We start from the raw sequence: 24540 nt of genomic DNA on the forward strand, positions 1-24540 counted from the left end.
CCGCTCCCACAGGTACACCGCAGTATGTGCAACCTGTGCAGAACCTGTGGGAGCGGGTTTACCCGCGAAGAGGCCAGTAAAACCAGCCCACAAAAAAGGCCTCTAGCGAGGCCTTTTTCATGTTCGGCAGATCAGCGCTTGAGCCCGTAGCTCTCGTCGAGCATGCCCGGCGAGTTCGGCGCTTTCGGCGCATAGTCGCGTGGCACTTCGGCGGTATCCTTCGGCGGGGTCAGGCGGTCGCGCGGGCCTTGCGCGCCCTCGGAGTGCAGGGCAGCCAGCAGGCGTTGGCGAGTAACGTCATCAAGGGCCAGGCTGTTGGCGCCTTCGGCCAGGTGATCCTGGACGTCCTGGTAGCTCTGGGTCAGTTTCTTGACCAGCACGGCGGTGCTGTTGAAGTGGGTGACCACTTCGTTCTGGTAGCTGTCGAAGCGCTTCTGGATGTCATCCAGCTGGCGCTGGGTGCTGCTCGGCGCAGCATTGGGCAGCAGGCGAGCGACGACGAAACCGACCACGACGCCGATGACCAGGGCCAGGGTCGGCAACAACCAAACAAGGAGCGAGAGTTCCACGAGTCCTTCCTCTATAAACGGCTTTGCTTTACGTTAACGGCTCAGACCTGCGCTGTATACCGCGAGCGATCGCAAATCAGAACAGAATTCCTCACCTAGACGAATCGACCCCTCCCGAGGTCACGGAGTAGTGCCTTGCTTGTCCGCGAAACCCCCTTGTTCATCGATGGCCCCAGCGGCCAGCTGGAAGCCTTGTACCTGGACGTGGCCAATGCACGTGGCGCGGTGCTGATCTGCCACCCCAACCCGGTCCAGGGTGGCACCATGCTCAACAAGGTAGTCTCGACCCTGCAACGCACCGCCCGCGACGCAGGCTACGTGACCCTGCGGTTCAACTACCGTGGCGTCGGCCAGAGCGCCGGCAGCCATGACATGGGCGCCGGCGAGGTGGCCGATGCCGAGGCCGCTGCGGCCTGGCTGCGCGAAAAACATCTGGGCCTGCCGCTGGTACTGATGGGCTTCTCGTTCGGCGGCTTCGTCGCCACCAGCCTGGCCGGCCGCCTGGAGGCCGCTGGAGTAGAGCTGCAGCAGCTGTTCATGATCGCCCCGGCGGTGATGCGCCTGACGCCGGAATACCCGCTGCCACAGCGCTGCCCGATCACCGTGGTGCAGCCGGACGCTGACGAAGTGGTTGCGCCGCAGCTGGTTTACGAATGGTCCGACAGCCTGTCGCGCCCCCATGAGCTGCTGAAAGTGGCAGAATGCGGACACTTCTTCCATGGCAAGCTGACTGATCTGAAGGATCTGCTGCTGCCGCGCCTTTCGAACTGAGCCAAGCCTGAATAAGCGAACACCCATGACCACGCGCATTCTCACCGGTATCACCACCACCGGCACTCCGCACCTGGGCAACTACGCCGGCGCCATCCGCCCGGCGATCCGTGCCAGCCAGCAGCCCGGTGTCGACTCGTTCTACTTCCTGGCCGACTACCACGCCCTGATCAAGTGCGACGACCCGCTGCGCATCCAGCGTTCGCGCCTGGAAATCGCCGCTACCTGGCTGGCCGGTGGCCTCGATCCGGACAAGGTGACTTTCTATCGCCAGTCCGACATCCCGGAAATCCCCGAGCTGACCTGGCTGCTGACCTGCGTCAGCGCCAAGGGCCTGCTCAACCGCGCACACGCCTACAAGGCCTCGGTGGACAAGAACCTGGAAAACGGCGAAGACCCGGATGCCGGCGTGACCATGGGCCTGTACAGCTACCCGGTGCTGATGGCTGCGGACATCCTGATGTTCAATGCCAACAAGGTGCCGGTCGGCCGTGACCAGATCCAGCACGTGGAAATGGCCCGCGACATCGGCCAGCGCTTCAACCACCTGTTCGGCCAGGGCAAGGACTTCTTCGCCCTGCCGGAAGCGGTGATCGAAGAGAGCGTGGCGACCCTGCCGGGCCTGGACGGGCGCAAGATGTCCAAGAGCTACGACAACACCATCCCGCTGTTCACCAGCGCCAAGGAGATGAAAGACGCGATCTCGCGCATCGTCACCGACTCGCGTGCGCCTGGCGAAGCGAAAGACCCGGACAACGCGCACCTGTTCACCCTGTTCCAGGCCTTCTCGACGCCGGCGCAGTGCGCCGAGTTCCGTGAAGAGCTGCTGCAGGGCCTGGGTTGGGGCGAGGCCAAGCAGCGCCTGTTCCAGCTGCTGGACGGCCAGTTGGCCGAGAAGCGCGAGTACTACCACCAGTTGATCGCCCGCCCGGCGGACCTGGAAGACATCCTGCTGGCTGGCGCCGCCAAGGCCCGCAAGATCGCCACGCCGTTCCTCGAGCAGCTGCGCGAGGCTGTTGGCCTGCGGTCATTCCGCAGCAGCGTGCAGGCCAGCACCGAAGTGAAGAAGAAGGCCGCCAAGAGCGCGCGTTTCGTCAGCTTCCGTGATGAAGACGGCAGCTTCCGCTTCCGTCTGCTGGCCGCTGATGGCGAACAACTGCTGCTGTCGCGCAGCTTCGCCGACGGCAAGAGCGCCGGCGCCGTGAGCAAGCAGCTGCAGCAGGGTGGCGAGGCGGATGTGCGCGTCGAAGGCCTGGGCTTCGGCCTGTGGCTGAACGGCGAGCAGGTTGCCGACGGGCCGCAGTTCGACAGCGCCGAGGCCCGTGATGCGGCCATCGAAAGCCTGCGTGTAGCCCTGGCACCACAGCAGGACTGAAATATCGCACCCGCCTGTACTGGCCTATTCGCGGGTGAACCCGCTCCTACAGGTATTTCTCCTGTGGGAGCGGGTTCACCCGCGAACACCGGCAACGCCGGTGCCATACAGCGTAAATGAGGCATATTGACGCAAGTCGCATTGCCATTAAGCGGGCCTGTCGCTACAGTGACGGCCCGTTTTTTGTTGCCTCGCTAACGAATCATGACGCCCCTAGAACGATATCAAGCAGATCTGAAACGTCCCGACTTCTTCCATGACGCGGCGCAGGAAACTGCTGTGCGTCACCTGCAGCGCCTGTACGACGACCTGGTACATGCGCAGAACAACAAGCCGGGCGTATTCGGCAAGCTGTTCGGCAAGAAGGAGCAGACCCCGATCAAGGGCCTGTACTTCTGGGGTGGGGTAGGGCGCGGCAAGACCTACCTGGTCGATACCTTCTTCGAGGCGCTGCCGTTCAAGCAGAAGATGCGCACGCACTTCCACCGCTTCATGAAGCGTGTGCACGAGGAAATGAAAACCCTCAAGGGCGAGAAGAACCCGCTGACCATCATCGCCAAGCGCTTCAGCGAAGAAGCCAAGGTGATCTGTTTCGACGAATTCTTCGTGTCGGACATTACCGACGCGATGATCCTCGGCACCCTGATGGAAGAGTTGTTCAAGAACGGCGTATCGCTGGTGGCCACCTCCAACATCGTGCCGGACGGCCTGTACAAGGACGGCCTGCAGCGCGCGCGCTTCCTGCCGGCCATCGCCATGATCAAGCAGTACACCGAGGTGGTGAACGTCGACAGCGGGGTCGACTACCGCCTGCGTCACCTGGAACAGGCCGAGCTGTACCACTACCCGCTCGATGAAGCAGCGCACCAGAGCCTGCGCGCTAGCTTCAAGGCACTGACCCCCGAGTGCACCCAGGCGGTCGAGAACGACGTGCTGATGATCGAGAATCGACCGATCAATGCCCTGCTTACCTGTGACGACGTGGCCTGGTTCGACTTCCGCGCCCTGTGCGACGGCCCTCGCAGCCAGAACGATTACATCGAACTGGGCAAGATCTTCCATGCCGTGCTGTTGAGCAACGTGGAGCAGATGGGCGTCACCACCGATGACATCGCCCGCCGCTTCATCAACATGGTGGACGAGTTCTACGACCGCAACGTCAAGCTGATCATCTCGGCCGAGGTGGAGCTGAAGGACCTGTATACCGGTGGGCGCCTGGCCTTCGAGTTCCAGCGCACCCTGAGCCGGTTGCTGGAGATGCAGTCGCACGAGTTCCTGGCGCGCGCTCACAAGCCGTAACATTCTGGGGCCGCTTTGCGGCCCATCGCGACACAAGGCCGCTCCTACAGGGGATACGCGATCCCCTGTAGGAGCGGCCTTGTGTCGCGATGGGCTGCAAAGCAGCCCCATTGTCCTCAAGCCTCCTGCATGAACTGCTGCCGATACTGGTTCGGCGACAACTCGGTATGCTGGCGGAACAGCCGCGCAAAGAAACTGGCATCGTCATAGCCGACCTCATAGCTGATGGTCTTGATGCTCTTGCGCGTGCTCGATAGCAGCCCCTTGGCCGTCTCGATCCTCAACCGTTGCAGGTAATGCAGCGGCTTGTCACCCGTGGCGCCCTGGAAGCGGCGCATGAAATTGCGAATGCTCATGCCGTGGTTGCGAGCCACGTCCTCGAAGCGGAACTTGTCGGCGAAGTGTTCCTCCAGCCAATGCTGGATCTGCAGGATGATCAGGTCCTGGTGCAACTTCTGCCCGCCAAAGCCCATGCGCCCCGGGGTGTAGTTGCGCTGCACTTCGTAGAGGATGTCGCGGGACACGGCGCGGGCCACGTTGGCGCCACAGAAGCGTTCGATCAGGTAGATGTACAGATCGCAGGCTGAAGTGGCGCCGCCAGCACAATAGATATTGTCGGCGTCGGTCAGGTGCTTGTCCTGATTCAGCCGGATCTTCGGGAAACGTTCGGCAAAGCTGGTGAAGAAGCGCCAGTAGGTAGTCGCCTCCTTGCCGTCGAGCAGGCCGGACTCGGCCAGCCAGAACACGCCACTGGCCTCGGCGCACAGCACCGCGCCACGCGCATGCTGTTCACGCAGCCACGGCAGCACCTGTGGATAACGTTGCAGCAGGTTGTCGAAGTCGTCCCAGAAGGCCGGGAGGATGATCACATCGGCGTCGTCAAGGCCACCTTCGACCGGCAACTGCACATTGCTGAAGCTGTCAACGGGCTGGCCGTCCGGGCTCACCAGGCGGATCTCGAACATGGGTTGCAGGCCCAGGCCCAGCTGTTTGCTGTAGCGCAAGCTGGCGAGGTGGAAGAAATCCTTGGCCTGCATCAAGGTCGAAGCGAACACCTTGTCAATGGCCAGGATGCTGACACGCCGCAGCGACGTCGAGGGTTGGGTAAACATCATTGTCATTGTTCTTATAGGGTAGAGTGGTCAATCACCGGCTGGATCGTCTTATTTTTTGGCGACTGTGTCTAGCCTGCTGCACCGCGTGGCCTTCTTCGCGGGTAAACCCGCTCCCACAAGTGTCGCGCAGGTCTTGAGGGCTGCGGGGGACCCTGTGGGAGCGGGTTTACCCGCGAAGAGGGCGGTACAATATTATTGCGCTCAAGGCGCCGGGTTCGGCTGCTCCTGGTGAATCGACTCGATCGCCGCCAGCAGTTCATCACTCAGGCTCAGCTCGAGGCTGGCCAGGTTGCTGTCCAGCTGCTCCAGGCTGGTCGCGCCAATGATGTTGCTGGTCACGAACGGCTGCCGGGTGACGAACGCCAGGGCCATCTGCGCCGGGTCCAGGCCGTGCTCGCGAGCCAGCTGCACATAGCGGCTGCACGCCGCCACGGTCTGTGGGTTGGAATAGCGGGCAAAGCGGCTGAACAACGTCAGGCGCGCTTTCTCCGGCCGTGCGCCGTTCTCGTACTTGCCCGAAAGCATGCCGAACGCCAACGGCGAGTAGGCCAGCAGGCCGCATTGCTCGCGGATGGCGACTTCCGCCAGGCCCACCTCGAAGCTGCGGTTGAGCAGGTTGTACGGGTTCTGGATCGACACCGCCCGCGGCCAGCCACGGCTTTCGGCCAGTTGCAGGAACTTCATGGTGCCCCACGGCGTTTCGTTGGACAGGCCGATGTGGCGGATCTTGCCCGCGCGTACCTGCTCGTCCAGCGCTTCGAGGGTTTCTTCCAGCGGGGTGAAGTGGTCCTGTGGCAGGTGCTGGTAGCCCAGCTTGCCGAAGAAGTTGGTGTTGCGCTCCGGCCAGTGCAACTGGTACAGGTCGATGCGGTCGGTCTGCAGGCGCTTGAGGCTCTCGTCCAGCGCCGCGACGATGTGCTGGCGGTTGTGCTTGAGCTGGCCGTCGCGAATGTGGCTGATACCGTTGCCGGGGCCTGCGACCTTGCTCGCCAGCACCCACTCGTCGCGATCACCATTGGCCTTGAACCAGTTGCCGATGATGCGCTCGGTGGCGGCGTAGGTTTCGGGGCGGGGCGGTACCGGGTACATCTCGGCGGTATCGATGAAGTTGACCCCTGCGGCCTTGGCCCGGGCAATCTGCGCGAAGGCCTCGGCCTGGTCATTCTGTTCGCCCCAGGTCATGGTGCCCAGGCACAGGGCGCTGACGTTGAGGTCGGTACGGCCGAGCTGGCGGTATTCCATCGGATAGACACTCCTTGGCAAATGAAAACATCAAAGCAGGTTGAAATTTTTCGCGCAATCTGGATAATTCGGCAGCTCTCCGTGTGGCGGAAGTGATGCACCACCACGCAGGAAGAACCCCGTCGAACATTGGCGTGCCTGACCCGAGCCCCCAAAGCGTCAGCGTTCGGCTGCGCGCTTGCCCTTGGCAAGCTGTGCACTATCCAGTAAGATTCGCCGTCTATTTTTCGCTGGGCGGCCTCTGAGGCTTTAGAGAATGAAAACTTTTACTGCTAAACCGGAAACAGTAAAGCGCGAGTGGTTCGTAGTCGACGCCGCTGGCCAGACCCTGGGTCGTCTGGCTACCGAAATCGCTAGCCGTCTGCGTGGCAAACACAAACCAGAATACACCCCTCACGTTGACACCGGCGACTACATCGTCGTTATCAACGCCGAGCAGGTTCGTGTGACTGGTGCCAAGTCTTCCGACAAGATGTACTACTCCCACTCCGGTTTCCCAGGCGGTATCAAGGAAATCAACTTCGAGAAGTTGATCGCCAAGGCCCCTGAGCGTGTTATCGAAACTGCGGTCAAAGGCATGCTGCCGAAGAACCCGCTGGGTCGCGACATGTACCGCAAGCTGAAAGTGTACGCGGGTGCTGCTCACCCACACACTGCTCAGCAGCCTCAAGAACTGAAGATCTAACGGGATAGTTCATTATGTCGGCGACTCAAAACTACGGCACTGGCCGTCGCAAGACCGCAACCGCTCGCGTATTCCTGCGTCCGGGTACTGGTAACATTTCCATCAACAACCGTTCTCTGGACGTGTTCTTCGGTCGCGAAACCGCTCGCATGGTTGTTCGTCAGCCACTCGAGCTGACCGAAACCGTCGAGAAGTTCGACATCTACGTCACCGTTTCCGGTGGTGGTGTCAGCGGTCAAGCCGGTGCGATCCGTCACGGTATCACCCGCGCTCTGATGGAATACGACGAAACCCTGCGTGGCGCTCTGCGTCGTGCTGGCTACGTCACCCGCGACGCTCGTGAAGTCGAGCGTAAGAAAGTGGGTCTGCGTAAAGCGCGTAAGCGTCCTCAGTACTCCAAGCGTTAATACCGCTTCGGCAGTCGAAAAAAGCCCGGTTCCTTGGAAGCGGGCTTTTTTTATGTCTTGAACTAACCTGTCAGCATGTCAGTGACCACTTGTCGCATAGACGCAGATCAAGCAAAGCGCGGGTAGTGCCCCCTGGCTGGGGTATTCACCTTGTCAGTGTGTGGATTTGTTTCTTACCATGGCGACCAATTTTTAGCGCCACTGACACAACCTAAGTACAGGGTCTGGTTCAACAGGCCAAGCAAGCTGATGGGAGAGGACTGAATGAGCAATGACGGCGTCAACGCAGGCCGGCGCCGCTTCCTCGTAGCCGCGACATCTGTAGTCGGGGCAGCGGGGGCAGTGGGGGCTGCGGTACCGTTCGTGGGGTCATGGTTTCCCAGTGCCAAGGCGAAAGCCGCAGGTGCACCGGTGAAGGTCAATATCGCCAAGGTCGAGGCCGGGCAGCAGATGGTGGCCGAGTGGCGTGGCCAGCCGGTGTTCATCGTGCGGCGAACGGACGAGATTCTCGGTAACCTGAAAAAGGTCGTTGGTGATCTGGCTGACCCCGAGTCCAAGGCCTCGGTACAGCCCACCTATGTCGACCCGCAGGTCCGTTCGATCAAGCCGGAAATCCTCATCCTCGTCGGTCTGTGCACGCACCTGGGCTGCTCGCCCACCTTCCGCCCGGAAGTCGCACCCGCCGACCTTGGGCCGAAATGGGTCGGTGGCTATTTCTGCCCGTGCCACGGCTCCCACTACGACCTGGCCGGTCGTGTCTACAAGTCGCAGCCGGCGCCCCTCAACCTGCCCGTGCCACCGCACTCTTACGAGTCGGACGAGATCGTCGTCATCGGCGTTGACCAGGAGAACGCATGATGAGCAAGTTCATGGACTGGATTGATGCTCGCTTCCCCGCCACCAAGATGTGGGAAGACCACCTGAGCAAGTATTACGCGCCCAAGAACTTCAACTTCCTGTACTTCTTCGGCTCCCTGGCGCTGCTGGTGCTGGTCAACCAGATCGTCACCGGTGTGTGGCTGACCATGAGCTTCACGCCCTCGGCAGAAGAGGCATTCGCCTCGGTCGAGTACATCATGCGTGACGTGGAGTACGGCTGGATCCTGCGCTACCTGCACTCCACCGGTGCGTCGGCGTTCTTCATCGTGGTCTACCTGCACATGTTCCGCGGCTTGCTCTACGGCTCGTATCAGAAGCCTCGCGAGCTGGTGTGGCTGTTCGGCATGCTGATCTACCTGGCGCTGATGGCCGAAGCCTTCATGGGTTACCTGCTGCCGTGGGGGCAGATGTCCTACTGGGGCGCCCAGGTGATCATTTCGCTGTTTGGTGCCATCCCGGTGATCGGTGACGACCTCACCCAGTGGATCCGTGGTGACTACCTGATCTCGGGCATCACCCTGAACCGCTTCTTCGCCCTGCACGTGGTGGCCTTGCCGATCGTCATCCTCGGCCTGGTGGTACTGCACATCCTCGCCCTGCACGAAGTGGGTTCGAACAACCCTGACGGCGTCGACATCAAGAAGAAAAAGGACGAAAACGGCATCCCGCTGGACGGCATCCCGTTCCACCCTTACTACACCGTGAAGGACATTGTCGGTGTGGTGGTGTTCCTGTTCGTGTTCTGCGCCGTAGTGTTCTTCTTCCCGGAAATGGGCGGCTACTTCCTGGAGAAACCGAACTTCGAGCAGGCCAACGCCTTCAAGACCCCCGAGCACATTGCGCCTGTGTGGTACTTCACGCCGTTCTACGCGATCCTGCGTGCGGTGCCTGACAAGCTGATGGGCGTCATCGCCATGGGTGCGGCCATTGCCGTGCTGTTCGTGCTGCCCTGGCTCGACCGCAGCCCGGTGCGCTCCATGCGCTACAAGGGCTGGATCAGCAAGCTCTTCCTGCTGGTGTTCTGTGTGGCCTTCGTCATCCTCGGCGTGCTCGGCGTACTGGCGCCGACACCCGGGCGTACCTTGCTGTCCCAAGTGTGCACGGTGTTGTACTTCGCCTACTTCCTGCTGATGCCGTTCTACACAAGGCTCGAGAAGACCAAACCGGTTCCGGAAAGGGTGACTGGCTGATGAAAAAGTTGATTGCAGTATTTTTGCTGGCAGTGATGCCTGCCTTTTCCTTCGCGGCCGAACATGGCCTGGAGCTGGACAAGGTCGACATCGACCTGAGCGACAAGGCCGCCATGCAGGACGGTGCGCGTACCTTTGCCAACTATTGCATGGGTTGCCACAGCGCCAAGTTCCAGCGTTACGAGCGGGTGGCCGATGACCTCGGCATCCCCCACGAGCTGATGCTCGAGAAGCTGGTGTTCACCGGTGCCAAGATCGGTGACCACATGCAGATCGGCATGAAGCCCAGCGATGCCAAGACCTGGTTCGGCGCCGCACCGCCCGACCTGACCCTGGTAGCCCGGGTGCGTGGCACCGACTGGCTGTACACCTATCTGCGCAGCTTCTACGAGGACCCATCGCGGCCTTACGGGGTGAACAACAAGGTGTTCCCGAACGTCGGCATGCCTAACGTACTGGTCGGCCTGCAAGGCAACCAGGTGGTTGGCTGCAAACAGGTGCAGACCGTGATCGATGGCAAGAAGCAATTCGACCCGTTGACCGGTAGCCCCATCACCCATGAAGCCTGCGACCAGCTGACCATTACGCCGAAATCCGGTACCCTGACGACCGAGCAGTTCGACGAGAAGGTCAAGAACCTGGTGACCTTCCTGGCCTATTCGGCCAACCCGGTCAAACTGGAAAGCCAGCGCATCGGTACCTATGTGTTGCTGTACCTGGCTTTCTTCTTCGTATTCGCCTACTTGCTCAAGCGTGAATACTGGAAGGACGTGCACTGATCACGCAGTAGTTTCTGGTTGTTGAACGCGCCCGGGGCGCCCCCGCAGAAATGCGGGGCGCGCCCCGGGCGCGTTTTCATTTACAGTTGCACAAGCATCTCGTGCGAGGAGCCGCTACATGGGCGCAACCAACAGGTTAGCCTGCTATTCCGATCCCGCTGACCACTATTCCCATCGGGTACGCCTGGTGCTGGCGGAGAAGGGCGTCAGCGTGCAGGTCATCGATGTCGACCCCGCCCGCCTGCCGCCCAGGCTGGCCGAGGTCAACCCTTACGGCAGCCTGCCGACTCTGGTCGACCGTGACCTGGCGTTGTATGAGTCGACCGTGGTGATGGAATACCTCGAAGAGCGTTACCCACACCCGCCGCTGATGCCGGTCTACCCGGTTGCGCGTGGCAACAGCCGTCTGCTGATGCACCGCATTCAGCGCGACTGGTGTGTTCTGGCCGATACCGTACTCGATTCGCGCAGCAGCGAGGCTGCCCGCACCGAGGCGCGCAAGGCCCTGCGTGAAAGCCTGACCGGCGTTTCGCCCCTGTTCAATGAATTCGCCTGTTTCATGAGCGATGAGCAAAGCCTGGTCGATTGTTGTCTACTGCCCATACTCTGGCGTTTGCCGGTGTTGGGCATCGAGTTGCCGCGGCAAGCCAAGCCGCTGCTGGATTACATGGAGCGGCAGTTCGCCCGCGAGCCTTTCCAGGCGAGCCTGTCCTCCGTAGAACGTGAAATGCGCAAGCTTTAAGGAGCCGTTGATGAACTCCAGTCGCCCCTATCTGGTTCGAGCACTGTACGAGTGGATCGTCGACAACGATTGCACGCCCCATATGCTGGTCAACGCCGAATTTCCCAAGGTTCAGGTCCCGGACGGTTTCGCCAGTGATGGCCAGATCGTCCTGAACATCTCGCCAAGCGCCGTGCGCAGTTTGCACATGGACAACGATGCGGTCAGCTTCGAGGGCCGTTTCAGTGGTGTGGCCCATTCGCTGTTCGTGCCGGTTGGCGCGATCCTGGGTATCTACGCTCGCGAAAATGGCCAGGGTATGGTCTTCGAGCTGGAGCCGCCACTGATGGATGACGATGAGCAGGAAGATGATGATGTGCAGCCGGATGACGATGGCCCGCCAGGGGGTGGTGGCCAGCCGCCACGCCCGACTGGCCGACCAAGCCTGAAAGTGGTCAAGTAACAAAAAAGGCGATCCAACCGGATCGCCTTTTTCTTTACCGCCAAGCCGGGCTCACAGGTCGCTGATGGTGCGTACCTGGTCCTTGTTGATGCGAGTACGTTTGCCGTCGAGTTGCTGGAACTCGTAGAAGCCGGAATCGGCGTCGTACTGCGGTACGTCGACCGTCTGGATTTCACGGCCGTCGTTGAGGATGATCTGGCTAGGGGTGGAGCAGCCGGCCAGGGTGGCGAAGGTGCCGAACAGCAGGGCAGGCAGCAGAAGCTTTTTCATGCGGTGTTTCCTGGGTATCTGAAAGGATGGAACAGGGTTGTAGCCTGTGCTGGCCTCTTCGCGGGTAAACCCGCTCCCACAGGAATACCACAAGCTCGAAAGCCGTGAGATCACTGTGGGAGCGGGTTTACCCGCGAAGAGGCCGGCTCAGGCAACCAATGAATCAGTCGATGTACTCGAACAGCTTGACGATTTTCTGCACGCCCGACACGCCCTGTACCACGGCAGTGGCCGAGTTGGCCTCCTGCTGCGTCACCAGGCCGAGCAGGTAGACGATGCCGTTCTCGGTAATCACCTTGATGCGCGAGCTTGGCACGGCATTGTCGGTCAGCATCTGGGTCTTGATCTTGGTGGTCAGCCAGGCGTCGTTGTTGCGCGCCAGGATCGAGGAAGGCTGCATCACCTGCAGCTCGTTGTGCACTTTCTTGACCCTCTGTACCTGGCTGGCGGTCTGCTCGGCGAGGCTCTTGAGGTCGGCGCGCGGGGTCTGCCCGGCCAACAGGACGATGCCGTTGTAGCTGCTGACAACGATGTGCGAACCTTTGTCCAGATCAGGGCTGGCCTTGGCGATGTTGACCGAGGCCTTGGTTTCGATCAGCGAGTCGTCGATCTTGCTGCCGATGGTGCGCGTGCCCCGATCGTCTTCGATCGGCGAATTGCGGGTAGATGTCAATACCGAGCTGCAACCAGTGACGCTCAGGCACAGGGTCAGGGCCATAAGGCCGAGGCGCATAGGGTTCATTCTTCACTCCCGAACAGTTGGCTGTCGATCAGATCACACAGGCAGTGGATCGCCAGCAGGTGGACTTCCTGGATGCGCGCGGTAACCGTCGAAGGCACGCGGATTTCCACGTCTTCGGGCAGCAGCAACGAAGCCATGCCGCCGCCATCGCGACCAGTCAATGCTACGACAATCATTTCGCGGTCATGTGCGGCCTGGATCGCCTGGATGATGTTGGCCGAGTTGCCGCTGGTGGAGATCGCCAGCAGAACGTCACCGGGCTGGCCCAGTGCGCGGATCTGCTTGGAAAAGACTTCGTTGTAGCTGTAGTCGTTGGCGATCGAGGTCAGGGTCGAGCTGTCGGTGGTCAGCGCGATGGCCGGCAGGCTCGGGCGTTCGCGCTCGAAGCGGTTGAGCAGCTCCGAGGAAAAATGCTGGGCATCGCCGGCCGAGCCGCCGTTGCCACAGGCGAGCATCTTGCCCTCGTTGAGCAGTGCGTTGACCATGACCAGGCTGGCCTGCTCGATGTGCGGTGCCAGGATGTCCATTGCCTGTTGCTTGGTATCGATGCTGGCCTGGAACAGCCGGCGAATTCGGGATTGCATGTCCATCTGGTGACCTTAAGTGGGGCGGTGGTCTTTGCTACGCGCAACAACGACCAGCCCGCGAAACATAGAGCAAAAAAATCGGAGTGGGTTCAGCATTCGAAGGCGTTTTTCAGCCATTGAAGCGGTCTGCCTGCATGGTGGCTGCCCTGCAGGGCGACTACGTCGAAGCGGCAGGGGTGGTTGCCCCAGTGGGGCTCCTTCTGCAGGAACAGGCTGGCGGCGAGCACCAGCCGTTTCTGCTTGCGCCCGTCGATACTGCCGAGAGCGCCACCGAAGCCCGCGTGCAACCGGTAGCGGACTTCGACGAATACTACTGTATCGGCGTCGAGCATGACCAGATCAAGCTCACCGCCTTTGCATCGCCAGTTGCGCGCCAGCAGTTGCAGGCCCTTCCCCTGGAGGTACTCGAGGGCCTGGGTTTCTGCTGCCTGCCCGGCGCTGGTGGGCGACGCTGCTGCCATCAGCGAGTGGTGTCAAGCAGGCGCTGGACCTGGCCGCCAACGAACTCGGCCCAAGGCAGCTGACGCTCGACACGCTGGTTGGCGTTCATGCTCAAGCTGCCCGAAAGGCCCAGTACGCGGTTGTCCGGCAGCGCTTTCAGCTGGCCCAGGCGCGGCGCCAGGCTGTAGGCGTCAACGCCCATGGCATACAGGCGGCCCAGGCTGCCGGCGGCTTGTGGCCACTGCTGCACGACCTGCTGGCGCAGGCTGTTGCTGGTGTCGAGCAGCCATGGGGTTTCGCAGAAGCGGATACCGTTCATGTCCTTGTACTGGTTGACGTCACCACTGGCGCTGTACAGGTTCGAGGTGGCGTAGACCGGTACGTCACCGGCGTACTGGAAGTTCAGGGTCGGCTTGATCTGTTGGGCCTGTTGCGGGGTCGAGGCGAGGAAGATGAAGTCGATGTCCTGGCGGCGCGACGGCTGCGCGGCGATGCTGCCGCCTACCGTGCTCTGCAGGCTCTTGGCGCGGCCTTCGCTCTGGCGCAGCTGGAACAGGTCGGCAATCTGCTGGGCCAGGGCGACCGGCTGGGCGATGCGCTCTGCGGCAAGCAGGGTGCCACCGTTGCCTTCCCAGTCCTGGCGGAAGGCGGCAAGCACGCGGTCGCCCCATTCGCCGCTCGGTACCAGGGCCACGGCGCGGACCATGCCATCGGCGCGGGCGCGGCGGGCCACTTCACGGGCTTCGTCTTCGGCAGCCAGGCCGAACTGGAACAGCTGCGGCGGAGCCTTCTGGCCGGCGTCGGCGTAGTTGAGGGCCAGGGTGGTGATCGGCAGTTGTGGCTTGGCAGCCAGTTGCTTGACCAGCGGTTTTTCCAGTGGGCCGATGACCAGCTGTACGCCTGCGGCCTGGGCCTGGCGATAGAAGTCGTCGAGCGAGCCGATGCGCGAGCTGTCGAATACCTGCACGGCTGGCGCCTGCTGGCCGGCTTGCTGGGCCTGGAAGTGTGCAGCCATGAAGCCGTCACGCAGGGCGCGGGCAACACCGGCAAGCGGGCCTTCCTGAGGCAGCAGCAGGGCAATCTTGGTCAGCGGCTGGCTGGCCAGCTCCTTGAGCTTGGTCAGCGCCAGCGGCAGTTGCTGGGCGGCCGGGTGGTCCGGGTGCTGCTTGACCCAGGCGTCGATCGCCGCTTGCTGCTGCTCCAGGGTGCCGGCGCTTTTTACTGCGAAGGCAAGGCTGGTCCAGCCGGCCAGGGTCTGGTCGTTGCCCGGCTGCTGCAGTTGCTCCGCCGGCAGCGAGGCGACCAGGGCCCAGATGGCGTCATTGTTGGTGCTGGCGGCCTGGCCGCTGAGCAGCGGGGCCAGCAGCACGCGCTGTTGCGCGGCGGCCAGGGCCTGGCCATCGGCTTCGAGGGCGGCGGCGTGCACGCTGTAGGTGCGCGCTTGCTGTTCTTCCGGCAGTTCGGCGACGCGCTGCAGGCTAGGGTGGGCCAGTGCGGTCAAGGCAGCCTTGGGCTGGTTGCGGCTCATGGCCAACTCGGCACCCAGGGTGCTGGCGAACACTTGCTGGGCCGGCTTGAGCGTGTCCAGCGGCACCTGCTCGAGGATGCGTGCGGCGCGTGGGAAGTCCTTCTGCCTGTAGGCCAGGTCGGCTGCGCTCAGGCGCAGCAGCGCGGCGTCTTCCGCGGACTTGCTGGAAGCAGCCTTTTCGAGCAGTTGCTCGATGCTGGCGTCCGGGGTGCGTGGCAGTTCGCCCAGGCTGGATGAGGGCGAGCTGGCGCAGGCTGCCAGCAAGGCAGCAAGGCAGAGGGCTGTGAACAGCCGCAGGCAAGCGATCATGTAAAGGTCCTGTTACTCGATCAAGGTGGCCGGCAATTGTACCCAAGCAGTGGCCGGGGCGCGATGTTGCCGTGTCGATCCTTCACTATAGGTGGCCTGCCATCGGTCGTCGGCGAAGTTCTTTGCGCCCTGTTGCAGGCGCTCGGGCTACAATGGCGCCTTTGATCCGAACGACAGGTGTGCGCAGTGACTGATGTGGCAGGGGCTTCGAAATCCACGGTGGGGACGCTGTATGTGGTCGCAACCCCTATCGGCAACCTCGACGACATGAGCGCCCGGGCGCTGAAGGTGCTGGCGGACGTGGCCCTGATCGCGGCGGAAGATACCCGTCATTCGATCCGCCTGCTGCAGCACTTCGGTATCGACACACCACTGGCGGCCTGCCATGAGCACAACGAGCGTGACGAGGGCGGGCGTTTTCTCACCAAGCTGCTGGCGGGCGAGAATGTGGCGTTGGTTTCCGATGCCGGCACGCCGCTGATTTCCGACCCGGGGTACCACCTGGTGCGCCAGGCGCGGGCTGCCGGGGTGAACGTGGTGCCGGTGCCGGGCGCCTGCGCTCTGATCGCCGCGCTGTCGGCAGCTGGCCTGCCGTCGGACCGCTTCATCTTCGAAGGCTTCCTGCCAGCCAAGGCGGCGGGGCGCCGGGCACGCCTGGAGCAGGTAAAGGAAGAGCCGCGCACGCTGATCTTCTACGAAGCCCCGCACCGTATCCTGGAATGCCTTGAAGACATGGAGGCGGTATTCGGTGGCGAGCGCCCGGCGCTTTTGGCGCGCGAGCTGACCAAGACCTTCGAGACCCTCAAGGGCCTGCCCCTGGCCGAGTTGCGTGCGTTCGTTGCCGGTGACAGCAACCAGCAGCGTGGTGAGTGCGTGGTGTTGGTGGGTGGCTGGAGCGCGCCGGAGGGCGAGCAGGCGATCAGTACCGAGGCGCAGCGGGTGCTCGACCTGCTGCTGGCCGAGCTGCCACTCAAGCGGGCGGCGGCGCTGGCTGCGGAAATTACCGGGGTGCGCAAGAACCTGCTGTATCAACTTGCCCTGGAAAAGCAGAAAGCCCAGTAGTGGCATATTGATATAAATGCCGGTATTGCTTGTTCTCGGGCGCGCGTGCCGTTAATCTTGGCGGCGGAGAGTCGATCGGACAGTCGCTGCCTGCTTTTGTTCCGCAACAGCAGGGGGAGGAAAGTCCGGGCTCCATAGGGCAGAGTGCCAGGTAACGCCTGGGAGGCGCGAGCCTACGGAAAGTGCCACAGAAAATAACCGCCTAAGCACTTCGGTGCCGGTAAGGGTGAAAAGGTGCGGTAAGAGCGCACCGCACGGCTGGCAACAGTTCGTGGCTAGGTAAACCCCACTCGGAGCAAGACCAAATAGGGTTCCATCAGGCGTGGCCCGCGTCGGAACCGGGTAGGTTGCTAGAGGCGTCCAGTGATGGCCGTCGTAGAGGAATGACTGTCCTCGACAAAACCCGGCTTACAGATCGACTCTCCACCTTTCCTTCCCTGCTTATTCGATAGCAGATGCCCTCTGGTAATACCGAAAAAATCTTACTCTTGATAAATCACTTTAACTTCGAACTCCATTCGCCTGCGTGGGTTTGATTTTTCTCGCGTTTTTTTCTCCTCGGTAGTCCTTCCGCATTCCTTTATTGCGCTAAATCTCGGTCCTGTAAGGCTTTTCCTTCCGAACGTGCCTTGACGGTGCTGCGGGCGGATTCCTATAGTGTGCGCAAGTGGCAGAAAGTGGGATGAAGTGGGTTTTCTGACACAAAAAAGCTAACATTGTGGGGAATCGCAGCCGTGTTCCGCGGAGCCAACGCCGTCAGCCTCGATGCCAAGGGTCGTCTCGCCATGCCGAGCCGGTACCGTGACGAGCTCGATTCGCGTTGCAATGGTCAGCTGATCGTGACCATCGACGCCGTTGACCCCTGCTTGTGTGTTTATCCCCTCGATGAGTGGGAACAGATAGAAGCCAAGTTGCGTGCCTTGCCATCGTTGCGTGAGGAAAACCGCCGCCTGCAGCGCTTGCTGATCGGTAATGCGGTTGACCTGGAGCTCGATGGCAGTGGGCGTTTCCTGGTGCCGCCCCGTCTGCGTGAGTACGCCAAGCTCGACAAGAAGGCGATGCTGGTGGGGCAACTGAACAAATTCCAGCTGTGGGATGAAGATGCCTGGAACGCGGTTTCGGCAGCCGACCTTGCAGCTATTCAACAACCGGGCGCCATGCCCGACGAATTGCGTGACCTGATCCTGTGACCATAGATAGCGGCTTCAACCACATTACCGTCCTGCTCGACGAAGCTGTCGAGGCATTGGCCCTGCGCGCCGACGGTTGCTATCTGGACGGCACTTTCGGCCGTGGCGGGCACAGCCGGCTGATTCTCAGCAAGCTCGGGCCGCAAGGGCGGCTGCTGGGTTTCGACAAAGATCCACAGGCGATTGCCACGGGGCAAGCGCTGGCGGCCGAAGACGGCCGCTTTGTCATTGTGCAGCGCAGCTTTGCCGAGCTGGGCGCGGAAGTGGCCGAGCGTGGCCTGCACGGCAAGGTCAGCGGCGTGCTGCTGGACCTGGGCGTGTCCTCGCCGCAGCTGGATGACCCCGAGCGTGGTTTCAGCTTCCTCAATGACGGCCCGCTGGACATGCGCATGAACCCGGACCAGGGCATCAGTGCCGCCGAGTTCATTGCCATGGCACCGGTGGAAGAAATCGCCCGCGTATTCAAGGAATACGGCGAAGAGCGTTTTGCCGGGCGCATGGCGCGTGCCGTCGTCGAGCGCCGCGAAAAGCAGCCGTTCACCCGCACTGCCGACCTGGCAGAAGTGCTCAAGGTGGCCAACCCGGCCTGGGAAAAGGGCAAGAACCCGGCTACCCGCGCCTTCCAGGGCCTGCGCATCCACGTCAACAATGAGCTGGGCGACCTTGAAACCGGTCTTGAGGCTGCACTCGATGCGCTCGAAGTCGGCGGTCGCCTGGCGGTCATCAGCTTCCATTCGCTGGAAGACCGCATCGTCAAACTGTTCATGCGCAAGCTGGTGAAAGGTGAGGCGGACAACCTGCCGCGCAACCTGCCGGTACAGCACAAGGTCTTCGAGCCGAAAATCAAGCTCATCGGCAAGGCCCAGTTCGCCTCCGAAGCCGAGCTCAAGGCCAACCCACGTTCGCGCAGCGCCGTGATGCGTGTGGCGGAGAAGCTGCGGTGAGCAGGCTGTTTGCCAAACCCTTGCCAGGCGGAAGCTTCCTGATGCTTCTGCTGTTCGTTGCCGTGCTGGTTTCGGCCATCGCCGTGTCCTACAGCGCGCACTGGAACCGCCAGCTGCTCAACACCCTGTACGGCGAATTGAACGAGCGCGACAAGGCCCAGGCCGAGTGGGGCCGGCTGATCCTCGAGCAAAGCACCTGGACCGCTGCCAGCCGCATCGAAAGCCTGGCTTCCGAGCAACTGAAGATGCGCGTGCCTTCGGCTGACGAAGTGCGGATGGTGGCGCCATGATGAAGCTCGAAGGCGCACTCTACCCGTGGCGCTTCCGCGTGGTGATCGGCTTGCTGGCGCTGATGGTCGGTGCCATCTGCTGGCGTATCATCGACCTGCAGGTGGTCGACCGTGACTTCCTCAAGGGGCAGGGTGATGCGCGCAGCCTGCGTCACATCCCTATCCCGGCTCACCGCGGCCTGATCACCGACCGTAACGGTGAACCGCTGGCGGTCAGTACCCCGGTCACCACCCTGTGGGCCAACCCCAAGGAAATGCAGGCCTCCAAGGAGCGCTGGCCGCAACTGGCCGCGGCGCTTGGGCAGAACCCGCAGCAACTGATCGACCGCCTGACCCAGCAGGCCAACAAGGAATTCATCTACCTGGTCCGTGGCCTGACCCCGGAGCAGGGCCAGCATGTGCTCGACCTGAAAGTGCCGGGCGTGTATGGCCTGGAAGAATTCCGCCGCTTCTACCCGGCCGGTGATGTCACCGCGCACATGGTCGGCTTCACCGACCTCGATGACCACGGTCGCGAAGGGGTGGAACTGGCCTATGACGAGTGGCTGGCCGGCGTACCCGGCAAGCGGCAGGTGATCAAGGACCGGCGCGGCCGGCTGATCAAGGACATCCAGGTAACCAAGAACGCCAAGGCCGGGAAGACCTTGGCGTTGTCGATTGACCTGCGCCTGCAGTACCTGGCCACCCGCGAGCTGCGCAACGCAATTGCCGAGCAGGACGCCAAGGCCGGCAGCCTGGTGATCATGGACGTCAAGACCGGTGAGGTCCTGGCGATGGTCAACCAGCCGACCTACAACCCCAACAACCGCCGCAGCATGTTCCCGGCCGCCATGCGTAACCGCGCGATCATCGACGTGTTCGAGCCGGGCTCCACGGTCAAGCCGATCTCGATGAGCGCGGCACTGGAAAGTGGCCGCTGGAAGCCCACCGACAAGGTCGAGGTGTACCCGGGCAGCCTGCAGATCGGCCGCTACACCATCAAGGACGTATCCAGGAGCGAGGGCCCGGTCCTCGACCTGACCGGCATCCTGATCAACTCCAGTAACGTCGGCATGAGCAAGATCGCCTTCGACATCGGCGGCGAGGCTATCTACCGGGTCATGTCCCAGGTCGGCCTGGGCCAGTACACCGGCCTTGGTTTCCCCGGCGAGCGCGTCGGCAACCTGCCCAACCACCGCGAGTGGCGCAAGGCCGAGACCGCGACCCTGTCCTATGGCTATGGTGTGTCGGTGACCGCCCTGCAGCTGGTGCATGCCTACGCGGCGCTGGCCAACGACGGCAAGATGGTGCCGCTGTCGATCCTCAAGGTCGACAAGGCCCCGGAAGCCGTGCAGGCCATTCCGAAGGAAACCGCCGAAACCGTCCAGGGCATGCTGCAACAGGTGATCGAAGCACCGCGCGGGGTGTTCCGCGCCCAGGTGCCGTTCTATCACGTGGCCGGCAAGTCCGGTACCGCGCGTAAAGCCACCGTGGGCTCCAAGGGCTACACCGAAAACGCCTACCGCTCGCTGTTCGCCGGCTTCGGGCCGATGAGCGACCCGCGCTACGCCATCGTCGTGGTCATCGACGAGCCGGGCAAGGGCGGCTACTTCGGTGGCCTGGTTTCGGCGCCGGTGTTCAGCAAGGTCATGTCCGGCACCCTGCGTTTGATGAACGTGCCGCCAGACAACCTGCCGCCACCCGCACCCGCACCCGTCGAACAGTCGCAAGTCAATGCAGCAGCAACCGCCAAGGGAGGGCGTGGATGATGACAATGCCATTGAGCAAGCTTTTCGCCCACGCCAGCCGTGACCCGCTGATCCGTGAACTGACCCTGGACAGCCGCAACGTGCGCCCGGGTGACCTGTTCCTGGCTGTGCCGGGCGCCAAGGTCGATGGCCGCGAGCATATCGCCGATGCCTTGGCTCGCGGCGCCGCTGCCGTGGCCTATGAAGAACAGGGCGCCACGGTCCTGCCAATCACCGATGTGCCGCTCATCCCGGTCAAGGGCCTGATCGCGCAGCTATCGGATATCGCCGGGCGCTTCTATGGTGAACCGAGCCGCCAGCTGAACCTGGTGGGCGTGACCGGTACCAACGGCAAGACCAGCGTCACCCAGTTGGTGGCCCAGGCGCTGGACCTGCTTGGCCAGCGCTGCGGCCTGATCGGTACCCTGGGTACCGGCTTCTATGGCGAGCTGCAGAGTGGCCGCCTGACCACGCCCGACCCGATCGCCGTGCAGTCGACCCTCAACGACCTCAAGAAGGGTGGCGCCAAGGCCGTGGCCATGGAGGTTTCCTCCCACGCCCTGGAGCAGGGCCGGGTCGCCGCGCTGGAATTCGACATCGCGGTCATGACCAACCTGTCCCGCGACCACCTGGACTACCACGGCAGCATGCAAGCCTACGAGGCCGCCAAGGCCAAGCTGTTCGCCTGGCCGAGCCTGCGCTGCCAGGTGGTCAACCTGGATGACGCTTTCGGTCGCCGTCTGGCCGCCGACTTCGCCCGTCGCCCGAGTGTCGACCTTATCGAAACCCGGTTGCTCAGCTACAGCCTGGAGAACCCGGAGGCCTCGCTGTTCTGCCGCGAAGCCGTGTTCAATGATGATGGCGTGCGCGCCACCCTGGTCACCGCCCAAGGCGAACGTACCTTGCGCAGCCAGTTGCTGGGCCGCTTCAACCTGAGCAACATGCTCGCCGCTGTAGCGACTCTGTTGGCGCTGGACTATGCGCTGGACGAAATCCTTGAGGTCACGCCGCAGCTGCAGGGCCCGATCGGCCGCATGCAGCGCCTGGGTGGCGGCGACAAGCCGCTGGTGGTGGTCGATTACGCACACACCCCGGACGCCCTGGAGAAAGTGCTCGAAGCCCTGCGCCCGCACGCGCACGGCAAGCTGCTGTGCCTGTTCGGCTGCGGCGGTGACCGTGATCGCGGCAAGCGCCCGCTGATGGCCGAAGTTGCCGAGCGCCTGGCCGACCGCGTGCTGGTCACCGACGACAACCCGCGTACTGAAGACCCGCTGCGCATCTTTGATGACATCCGCCCGGGTTTCGCCAAGCCTGCCGGGGTCGAGTTCGTTGCCGGTCGTGGCGAAGCCATCGCGCACCTGATCGCCACTGCCGCTGCCGACGATGTGGTCGTGCTGGCCGGCAAGGGGCACGAGGATTACCAGGAGATCAATGGCGAGCGCCATGGCTTCTCCGACCTGATCGAAGCCGAGAAGGCACTTGCAGCCTGGGAGGCTCCACATGCTTAAGCCGCTTTCACTCAGCCAGCTGACCACGGCACTGAGTGGTCGCCAGATCGGTGCCGACGCCACCTTTACTGGTGTCAGCATCGACAGCCGCAGTGTTGGCGCAGGGCAACTGTTCGTCGCCCTGGCCGGCCCGCGCTTCGATGGCCACGACTACCTGGCCGATGTGAAGGCCAAGGGCGCTGTCGCGGCCCTGGTCGAGCGTGAAGTAGCCGATGTCGACCTGCCGCAGCTGCTGGTTGCCGATTGCCGCCTGGCCCTCGGCCAGCTTGGCGCGCTGAACCGTGCTGCCTTCGACAAGCCAGTGGTGGCCATCACCGGTTCCAGCGGCAAGACCACGGTCAAGGAAATGCTCGCCAGCATCCTGCGCACCCGTGGCCTGGTGCACGCCACCCGCGGCAACCTGAACAACGACCTCGGCGCGCCGCTGACCCTGCTGGAAATCGCCCCGGAGCACAGCGCCGCGGTGATCGAGCTGGGCGCTTCGCGCATTGGCGAGATCCGCTACACCGTCGGCCTGACCCAACCGCAGGTGGTCATCATCAACAATGCCGGTACCGCCCATGTTGGCGAGTTCGGTGGCCCGGAAAAGATCGTCGAAGCCAAGGGCGAGATTCTCGAAGGCCTGGGCGAGGGCGGCATCGCCATCCTCAACCTGGACGACAAGGCCTTTGCTGTCTGGAAGGCCCGTGCCGGTGCGCATCAGGTCATCAGCTTCGCCCGTAGCAACGCCAGTGCCGACTTCTACGCCACCGATATCGGTCGCGATGCCCGTGGTTGCCCATCGTTCAAGCTGCATGGCGGCGGTGAAGCGGTAAACGTGCAGCTCAATGTGCTCGGTGAGCACAACGTCAGCAACGCCCTGGCTGCCGCCGCCGCCGCCCATGCCGTTGGTCTGAGCCTGAGCGGCATCGCCGCTGGCCTGGCTGCCATGCAACCGGTCAAGGGCCGTACCGTGGCGCAGATCGCGCCGAACGGTGTGCGGGTGATCGACGACAGTTACAACGCAAATCCCACCTCCATGTGCGCGGCCATTGATATACTCGCCGGCTTTTCCGGGCGCACCGTTCTGGTGCTTGGGGATATCGGCGAACTGGGGCAATGGGCGGAAGAAGGCCACCGTCAGGTGGGTGACTACGCGCGTGGCAAGGTCGACGCCCTGTACGCAGTGGGTTCCAACATGACACATGCGGTCAAGGCGTTCGGCGCCAATGGCCGCCATTTCGCTACTCAAGCTGAGCTGATCGACGCGGTTGGCGCCGAGAATGCCAGCGACACCACTATCTTGATCAAGGGCTCGCGCAGCGCTGCGATGGAAAACGTCGTGGCGGCTTTGTGCGGTGCCAGCGGGGAGAAACATTAATGCTGCTGCTGTTGGCCGAGTATCTGCAACAGTTCCACAAAGGCTTCGCGGTCTTCCAGTACCTGTCCCTGCGCGGGATTCTGGGTGTGCTGACCGCGTTGTCCCTGGCGCTGTGGCTGGGGCCGTGGATGATTCGTACCCTGCAAATCCGCCAGATCGGCCAGGCCGTGCGTAACGACGGCCCGCAATCGCACCTGTCCAAGTCCGGCACCCCGACCATGGGCGGGGCGCTGATCCTGTCCGCCATCGCCATCAGTACCCTGCTGTGGGCCGACCTGACCAACCGCTATGTGTGGGTGGTGCTGATCGTTACCCTGGCATTCGGTGCCATCGGCTGGGTCGACGACTACCGCAAGGTGATCGAAAAGAACTCGCGCGGTCTGCCAAGCCGCTGGAAGTACTTCTGGCAGTCGGTGTTCGGCCTGGCTGCCGCCATCTTCCTGTACAAGACCGCGCCGACCAGCGTCGAAACCACGCTGATCCTGCCGTTCATCAAGGATGTCACCATTCCGCTGGGCATCGGCTTCGTCGTGCTGACCTACTTCGTCATTGTCGGTTCGAGCAATGCGGTCAACCTCACCGATGGCCTCGACGGCCTGGCGATCATGCCGACGGTGATGGTCGGCGGTGCCCTGGGCATCTTCTGCTACCTGTCGGGTAACGTGAAGTTCGCCGAATACCTGCTGATCCCATACGTGCCGGGCTCGGGCGAGCTGATCGTGTTCTGCGGCGCGCTGATCGGTGCCGGCCTGGGCTTCCTGTGGTTCAACACCTACCCGGCGCAGGTATTCATGGGTGACGTCGGCGCGCTGGCGCTGGGCGCCGCGCTGGGCACCATCGCCGTGATCGTCCGCCAGGAAATCGTGCTGTTCATCATGGGTGGCGTGTTCGTCATGGAAACCCTGTCGGTGGTGATCCAGGTCGCCTCCTTCAAGCTGACCGGCAAGCGCGTGTTCCGCATGGCGCCGATCCACCACCACTTTGAACTCAAGGGCTGGCCAGAGCCACGGGTGATCGTTCGCTTCTGGATCATCACCGTGATCCTGGTGCTGATCGGCCTTGCAACCCTGAAACTGAGGTAGATGAG

At 62.6% G+C, this 24540-nt stretch carries 26 protein-coding genes and 1 other RNA gene; 19 read left to right on the forward strand and 8 right to left on the reverse strand.

Going from position 1 to position 24540, the window contains the following annotated elements; translation table 11 throughout:
* Positions 1-131 precede the first annotated feature (131 nt).
* Positions 132-569, reverse strand: coding sequence for a YhcB family protein (locus J5M58_RS09355; protein WP_085626500.1), 438 nt, complete (start codon positions 567-569; stop codon positions 132-134).
* A 135-nt stretch (positions 570-704) separates the two neighbouring features.
* Between J5M58_RS09355 and J5M58_RS09360 the strand changes: the two genes are divergently transcribed.
* The 3 genes from J5M58_RS09360 (at position 705) to zapE (ending at position 4014) form a co-directional block, all read left to right on the forward strand.
* Complete coding sequence (locus J5M58_RS09360; RefSeq protein WP_112250283.1) at positions 705-1340, forward strand: alpha/beta hydrolase; 636 nt, start codon at positions 705-707, stop codon at positions 1338-1340.
* Positions 1341-1365: 25 nt separating this feature from the next.
* Positions 1366-2715 (forward strand): tryptophan--tRNA ligase, encoded by a 1350-nt coding sequence (locus J5M58_RS09365; protein WP_112250285.1) that lies wholly within the window; start codon positions 1366-1368, stop codon positions 2713-2715.
* A 204-nt stretch (positions 2716-2919) separates the two neighbouring features.
* The gene (zapE, locus tag J5M58_RS09370) at positions 2920-4014 is read left to right on the forward strand and encodes a cell division protein ZapE (RefSeq protein WP_112250287.1); all 1095 of its coding nucleotides are present in this window, start codon (positions 2920-2922) and stop codon (positions 4012-4014) included.
* Positions 4015-4130: 116 nt separating this feature from the next.
* Here zapE and J5M58_RS09375 read toward each other — a convergent pair whose 3' ends face one another.
* Both J5M58_RS09375 and J5M58_RS09380 read right to left on the reverse strand, forming a co-directional pair.
* Positions 4131-5051 (reverse strand): GlxA family transcriptional regulator, encoded by a 921-nt coding sequence (locus J5M58_RS09375; protein ID WP_177421376.1) that lies wholly within the window; start codon positions 5049-5051, stop codon positions 4131-4133.
* A gap of 279 nt (positions 5052-5330) precedes the next feature.
* Entirely contained in the window at positions 5331-6371 is a 1041-nt protein-coding gene (locus tag J5M58_RS09380; RefSeq protein ID WP_207877964.1) for an NADP(H)-dependent aldo-keto reductase, read from the reverse strand.
* A gap of 256 nt (positions 6372-6627) precedes the next feature.
* Between J5M58_RS09380 and rplM the strand changes: the two genes are divergently transcribed.
* The 7 genes from rplM (at position 6628) to J5M58_RS09415 (ending at position 11495) form a co-directional block, all read left to right on the forward strand.
* On the forward strand, positions 6628-7056 hold the full coding sequence (gene rplM, locus J5M58_RS09385) for a 50S ribosomal protein L13 (RefSeq protein ID WP_003260798.1): 429 nt from the start codon (positions 6628-6630) through the stop codon (positions 7054-7056).
* A gap of 14 nt (positions 7057-7070) precedes the next feature.
* On the forward strand, positions 7071-7463 hold the full coding sequence (rpsI, locus tag J5M58_RS09390) for a 30S ribosomal protein S9 (protein WP_003260797.1): 393 nt from the start codon (positions 7071-7073) through the stop codon (positions 7461-7463).
* Between the two features lie 264 nt (positions 7464-7727).
* Positions 7728-8321 carry a ubiquinol-cytochrome c reductase iron-sulfur subunit gene (gene petA, locus J5M58_RS09395; protein ID WP_015271723.1) on the forward strand — a complete coding sequence of 198 codons (594 nt, stop codon included), beginning with the start codon at positions 7728-7730 and terminating at the stop codon, positions 8319-8321.
* Complete coding sequence (locus J5M58_RS09400) at positions 8321-9532, forward strand: cytochrome bc complex cytochrome b subunit (RefSeq protein ID WP_024717460.1); 1212 nt, start codon at positions 8321-8323, stop codon at positions 9530-9532. The genes petA and J5M58_RS09400 overlap by 1 nt, the downstream gene beginning before the upstream one ends.
* The gene (locus J5M58_RS09405; protein WP_112250289.1) at positions 9532-10311 is read left to right on the forward strand and encodes a cytochrome c1; all 780 of its coding nucleotides are present in this window, start codon (positions 9532-9534) and stop codon (positions 10309-10311) included. The genes J5M58_RS09400 and J5M58_RS09405 overlap by 1 nt, the downstream gene beginning before the upstream one ends.
* Positions 10312-10429: 118 nt before the next feature.
* Positions 10430-11053: a glutathione S-transferase N-terminal domain-containing protein gene (locus tag J5M58_RS09410; RefSeq protein ID WP_112250291.1), complete on the forward strand. Its 624-nt coding sequence runs from the start codon at positions 10430-10432 to the stop codon at positions 11051-11053.
* 10 nt (positions 11054-11063) lie between these two features.
* Positions 11064-11495 (forward strand): ClpXP protease specificity-enhancing factor, encoded by a 432-nt coding sequence (locus J5M58_RS09415; protein WP_112250293.1) that lies wholly within the window; start codon positions 11064-11066, stop codon positions 11493-11495.
* A gap of 51 nt (positions 11496-11546) precedes the next feature.
* Here J5M58_RS09415 and J5M58_RS09420 read toward each other — a convergent pair whose 3' ends face one another.
* The 5 genes from J5M58_RS09420 to J5M58_RS09440 form a co-directional block, all read right to left on the reverse strand.
* Positions 11547-11765, reverse strand: a complete 219-nt coding sequence (locus tag J5M58_RS09420) for a YgdI/YgdR family lipoprotein (RefSeq protein ID WP_112250295.1) — start codon at positions 11763-11765, stop codon at positions 11547-11549.
* Between the two features lie 163 nt (positions 11766-11928).
* Positions 11929-12507, reverse strand: a complete 579-nt coding sequence (locus tag J5M58_RS09425; protein ID WP_112250297.1) for a BON domain-containing protein — start codon at positions 12505-12507, stop codon at positions 11929-11931.
* Positions 12504-13097, reverse strand: coding sequence for a phosphoheptose isomerase (locus tag J5M58_RS09430; RefSeq protein WP_056801807.1), 594 nt, complete (start codon positions 13095-13097; stop codon positions 12504-12506). Before J5M58_RS09430 ends, J5M58_RS09425 begins: the two co-directional genes overlap by 4 nt.
* Positions 13098-13183: 86 nt before the next feature.
* Entirely contained in the window at positions 13184-13555 is a 372-nt protein-coding gene (locus tag J5M58_RS09435) for a YraN family protein (RefSeq protein WP_112250299.1), read from the reverse strand.
* On the reverse strand, positions 13555-15372 hold the full coding sequence (locus tag J5M58_RS09440; protein WP_207877966.1) for a penicillin-binding protein activator: 1818 nt from the start codon (positions 15370-15372) through the stop codon (positions 13555-13557). Before J5M58_RS09440 ends, J5M58_RS09435 begins: the two co-directional genes overlap by 1 nt.
* A 186-nt stretch (positions 15373-15558) precedes the next feature.
* On the opposite strand from J5M58_RS09440, the gene rsmI reads away from it, so the two are divergent.
* The 9 genes from rsmI to mraY all read left to right on the forward strand — a co-directional run bounded on the left by rsmI (position 15559) and on the right by mraY (position 24535).
* The gene (gene rsmI, locus J5M58_RS09445; RefSeq protein ID WP_112250303.1) at positions 15559-16434 is read left to right on the forward strand and encodes a 16S rRNA (cytidine(1402)-2'-O)-methyltransferase; all 876 of its coding nucleotides are present in this window, start codon (positions 15559-15561) and stop codon (positions 16432-16434) included.
* Positions 16435-16501: 67 nt separating this feature from the next.
* Positions 16502-16861, forward strand: an RNA gene (rnpB, locus tag J5M58_RS09450) — RNase P RNA component class A.
* 307 nt (positions 16862-17168) lie between these two features.
* Positions 17169-17624 carry a division/cell wall cluster transcriptional repressor MraZ gene (gene mraZ / locus J5M58_RS09455; protein WP_004575120.1) on the forward strand — a complete coding sequence of 152 codons (456 nt, stop codon included), beginning with the start codon at positions 17169-17171 and terminating at the stop codon, positions 17622-17624.
* 2 nt (positions 17625-17626) lie between these two features.
* The gene (rsmH, locus tag J5M58_RS09460; RefSeq protein WP_181457305.1) at positions 17627-18568 is read left to right on the forward strand and encodes a 16S rRNA (cytosine(1402)-N(4))-methyltransferase RsmH; all 942 of its coding nucleotides are present in this window, start codon (positions 17627-17629) and stop codon (positions 18566-18568) included.
* Positions 18565-18858, forward strand: a complete 294-nt coding sequence (gene ftsL / locus J5M58_RS09465; RefSeq protein ID WP_056801817.1) for a cell division protein FtsL — start codon at positions 18565-18567, stop codon at positions 18856-18858. The genes rsmH and ftsL overlap by 4 nt, the downstream gene beginning before the upstream one ends.
* Positions 18858-20606 (forward strand): penicillin-binding protein 2, encoded by a 1749-nt coding sequence (locus J5M58_RS09470; protein ID WP_181457306.1) that lies wholly within the window; start codon positions 18858-18860, stop codon positions 20604-20606. The genes ftsL and J5M58_RS09470 overlap by 1 nt, the downstream gene beginning before the upstream one ends.
* Positions 20606-22093 (forward strand): UDP-N-acetylmuramoyl-L-alanyl-D-glutamate--2,6-diaminopimelate ligase, encoded by a 1488-nt coding sequence (locus J5M58_RS09475; protein WP_112250686.1) that lies wholly within the window; start codon positions 20606-20608, stop codon positions 22091-22093. The genes J5M58_RS09470 and J5M58_RS09475 overlap by 1 nt, the downstream gene beginning before the upstream one ends.
* Positions 22086-23453 (forward strand): UDP-N-acetylmuramoyl-tripeptide--D-alanyl-D-alanine ligase, encoded by a 1368-nt coding sequence (murF, locus tag J5M58_RS09480; RefSeq protein WP_207877968.1) that lies wholly within the window; start codon positions 22086-22088, stop codon positions 23451-23453. Before J5M58_RS09475 ends, murF begins: the two co-directional genes overlap by 8 nt.
* On the forward strand, positions 23453-24535 hold the full coding sequence (gene mraY / locus J5M58_RS09485) for a phospho-N-acetylmuramoyl-pentapeptide-transferase (protein WP_112250311.1): 1083 nt from the start codon (positions 23453-23455) through the stop codon (positions 24533-24535). The genes murF and mraY overlap by 1 nt, the downstream gene beginning before the upstream one ends.
* Positions 24536-24540 lie beyond the last annotated feature (5 nt).

The organism is Pseudomonas sp. 32_A, assembly GCF_017490905.1.
Taxonomy (GTDB): Bacteria; Pseudomonadota; Gammaproteobacteria; order Pseudomonadales; family Pseudomonadaceae; genus Aquipseudomonas; species Aquipseudomonas inefficax.

Bases quoted from the DNA above. Each gene is read 5' to 3' on its own strand.
- murF (WP_207877968.1), top strand. From the start codon at position 22,086: ATGCTTAAGCCGCTTTCACTCAGCCAGCTGACCACGGCACTGAGTGGT.
- J5M58_RS09415 (WP_112250293.1), top strand. From the start codon at position 11,064: ATGAACTCCAGTCGCCCCTATCTGGTTCGAGCACTGTACGAGTGGATC.
- J5M58_RS09405 (WP_112250289.1), top strand. From the start codon at position 9,532: ATGAAAAAGTTGATTGCAGTATTTTTGCTGGCAGTGATGCCTGCCTTT.
- J5M58_RS09475 (WP_112250686.1), top strand. From the start codon at position 20,606: ATGACAATGCCATTGAGCAAGCTTTTCGCCCACGCCAGCCGTGACCCG.
- J5M58_RS09470 (WP_181457306.1), top strand. From the start codon at position 18,858: ATGAAGCTCGAAGGCGCACTCTACCCGTGGCGCTTCCGCGTGGTGATC.
- J5M58_RS09435 (WP_112250299.1), bottom strand. From the start codon at position 13,555: ATGGCAGCAGCGTCGCCCACCAGCGCCGGGCAGGCAGCAGAAACCCAG.
- mraY (WP_112250311.1), top strand. From the start codon at position 23,453: ATGCTGCTGCTGTTGGCCGAGTATCTGCAACAGTTCCACAAAGGCTTC.
- J5M58_RS09440 (WP_207877966.1), bottom strand. From the start codon at position 15,372: ATGATCGCTTGCCTGCGGCTGTTCACAGCCCTCTGCCTTGCTGCCTTG.
- zapE (WP_112250287.1), top strand. From the start codon at position 2,920: ATGACGCCCCTAGAACGATATCAAGCAGATCTGAAACGTCCCGACTTC.
- J5M58_RS09425 (WP_112250297.1), bottom strand. From the start codon at position 12,507: ATGAACCCTATGCGCCTCGGCCTTATGGCCCTGACCCTGTGCCTGAGC.
- J5M58_RS09400 (WP_024717460.1), top strand. From the start codon at position 8,321: ATGAGCAAGTTCATGGACTGGATTGATGCTCGCTTCCCCGCCACCAAG.
- J5M58_RS09410 (WP_112250291.1), top strand. From the start codon at position 10,430: ATGGGCGCAACCAACAGGTTAGCCTGCTATTCCGATCCCGCTGACCAC.
- petA (WP_015271723.1), top strand. From the start codon at position 7,728: ATGAGCAATGACGGCGTCAACGCAGGCCGGCGCCGCTTCCTCGTAGCC.
- J5M58_RS09430 (WP_056801807.1), bottom strand. From the start codon at position 13,097: ATGGACATGCAATCCCGAATTCGCCGGCTGTTCCAGGCCAGCATCGAT.
- J5M58_RS09375 (WP_177421376.1), bottom strand. From the start codon at position 5,051: ATGCAGGCCAAGGATTTCTTCCACCTCGCCAGCTTGCGCTACAGCAAA.
- rpsI (WP_003260797.1), top strand. From the start codon at position 7,071: ATGTCGGCGACTCAAAACTACGGCACTGGCCGTCGCAAGACCGCAACC.
- rplM (WP_003260798.1), top strand. From the start codon at position 6,628: ATGAAAACTTTTACTGCTAAACCGGAAACAGTAAAGCGCGAGTGGTTC.
- J5M58_RS09380 (WP_207877964.1), bottom strand. From the start codon at position 6,371: ATGGAATACCGCCAGCTCGGCCGTACCGACCTCAACGTCAGCGCCCTG.
- J5M58_RS09420 (WP_112250295.1), bottom strand. From the start codon at position 11,765: ATGAAAAAGCTTCTGCTGCCTGCCCTGCTGTTCGGCACCTTCGCCACC.
- J5M58_RS09365 (WP_112250285.1), top strand. From the start codon at position 1,366: ATGACCACGCGCATTCTCACCGGTATCACCACCACCGGCACTCCGCAC.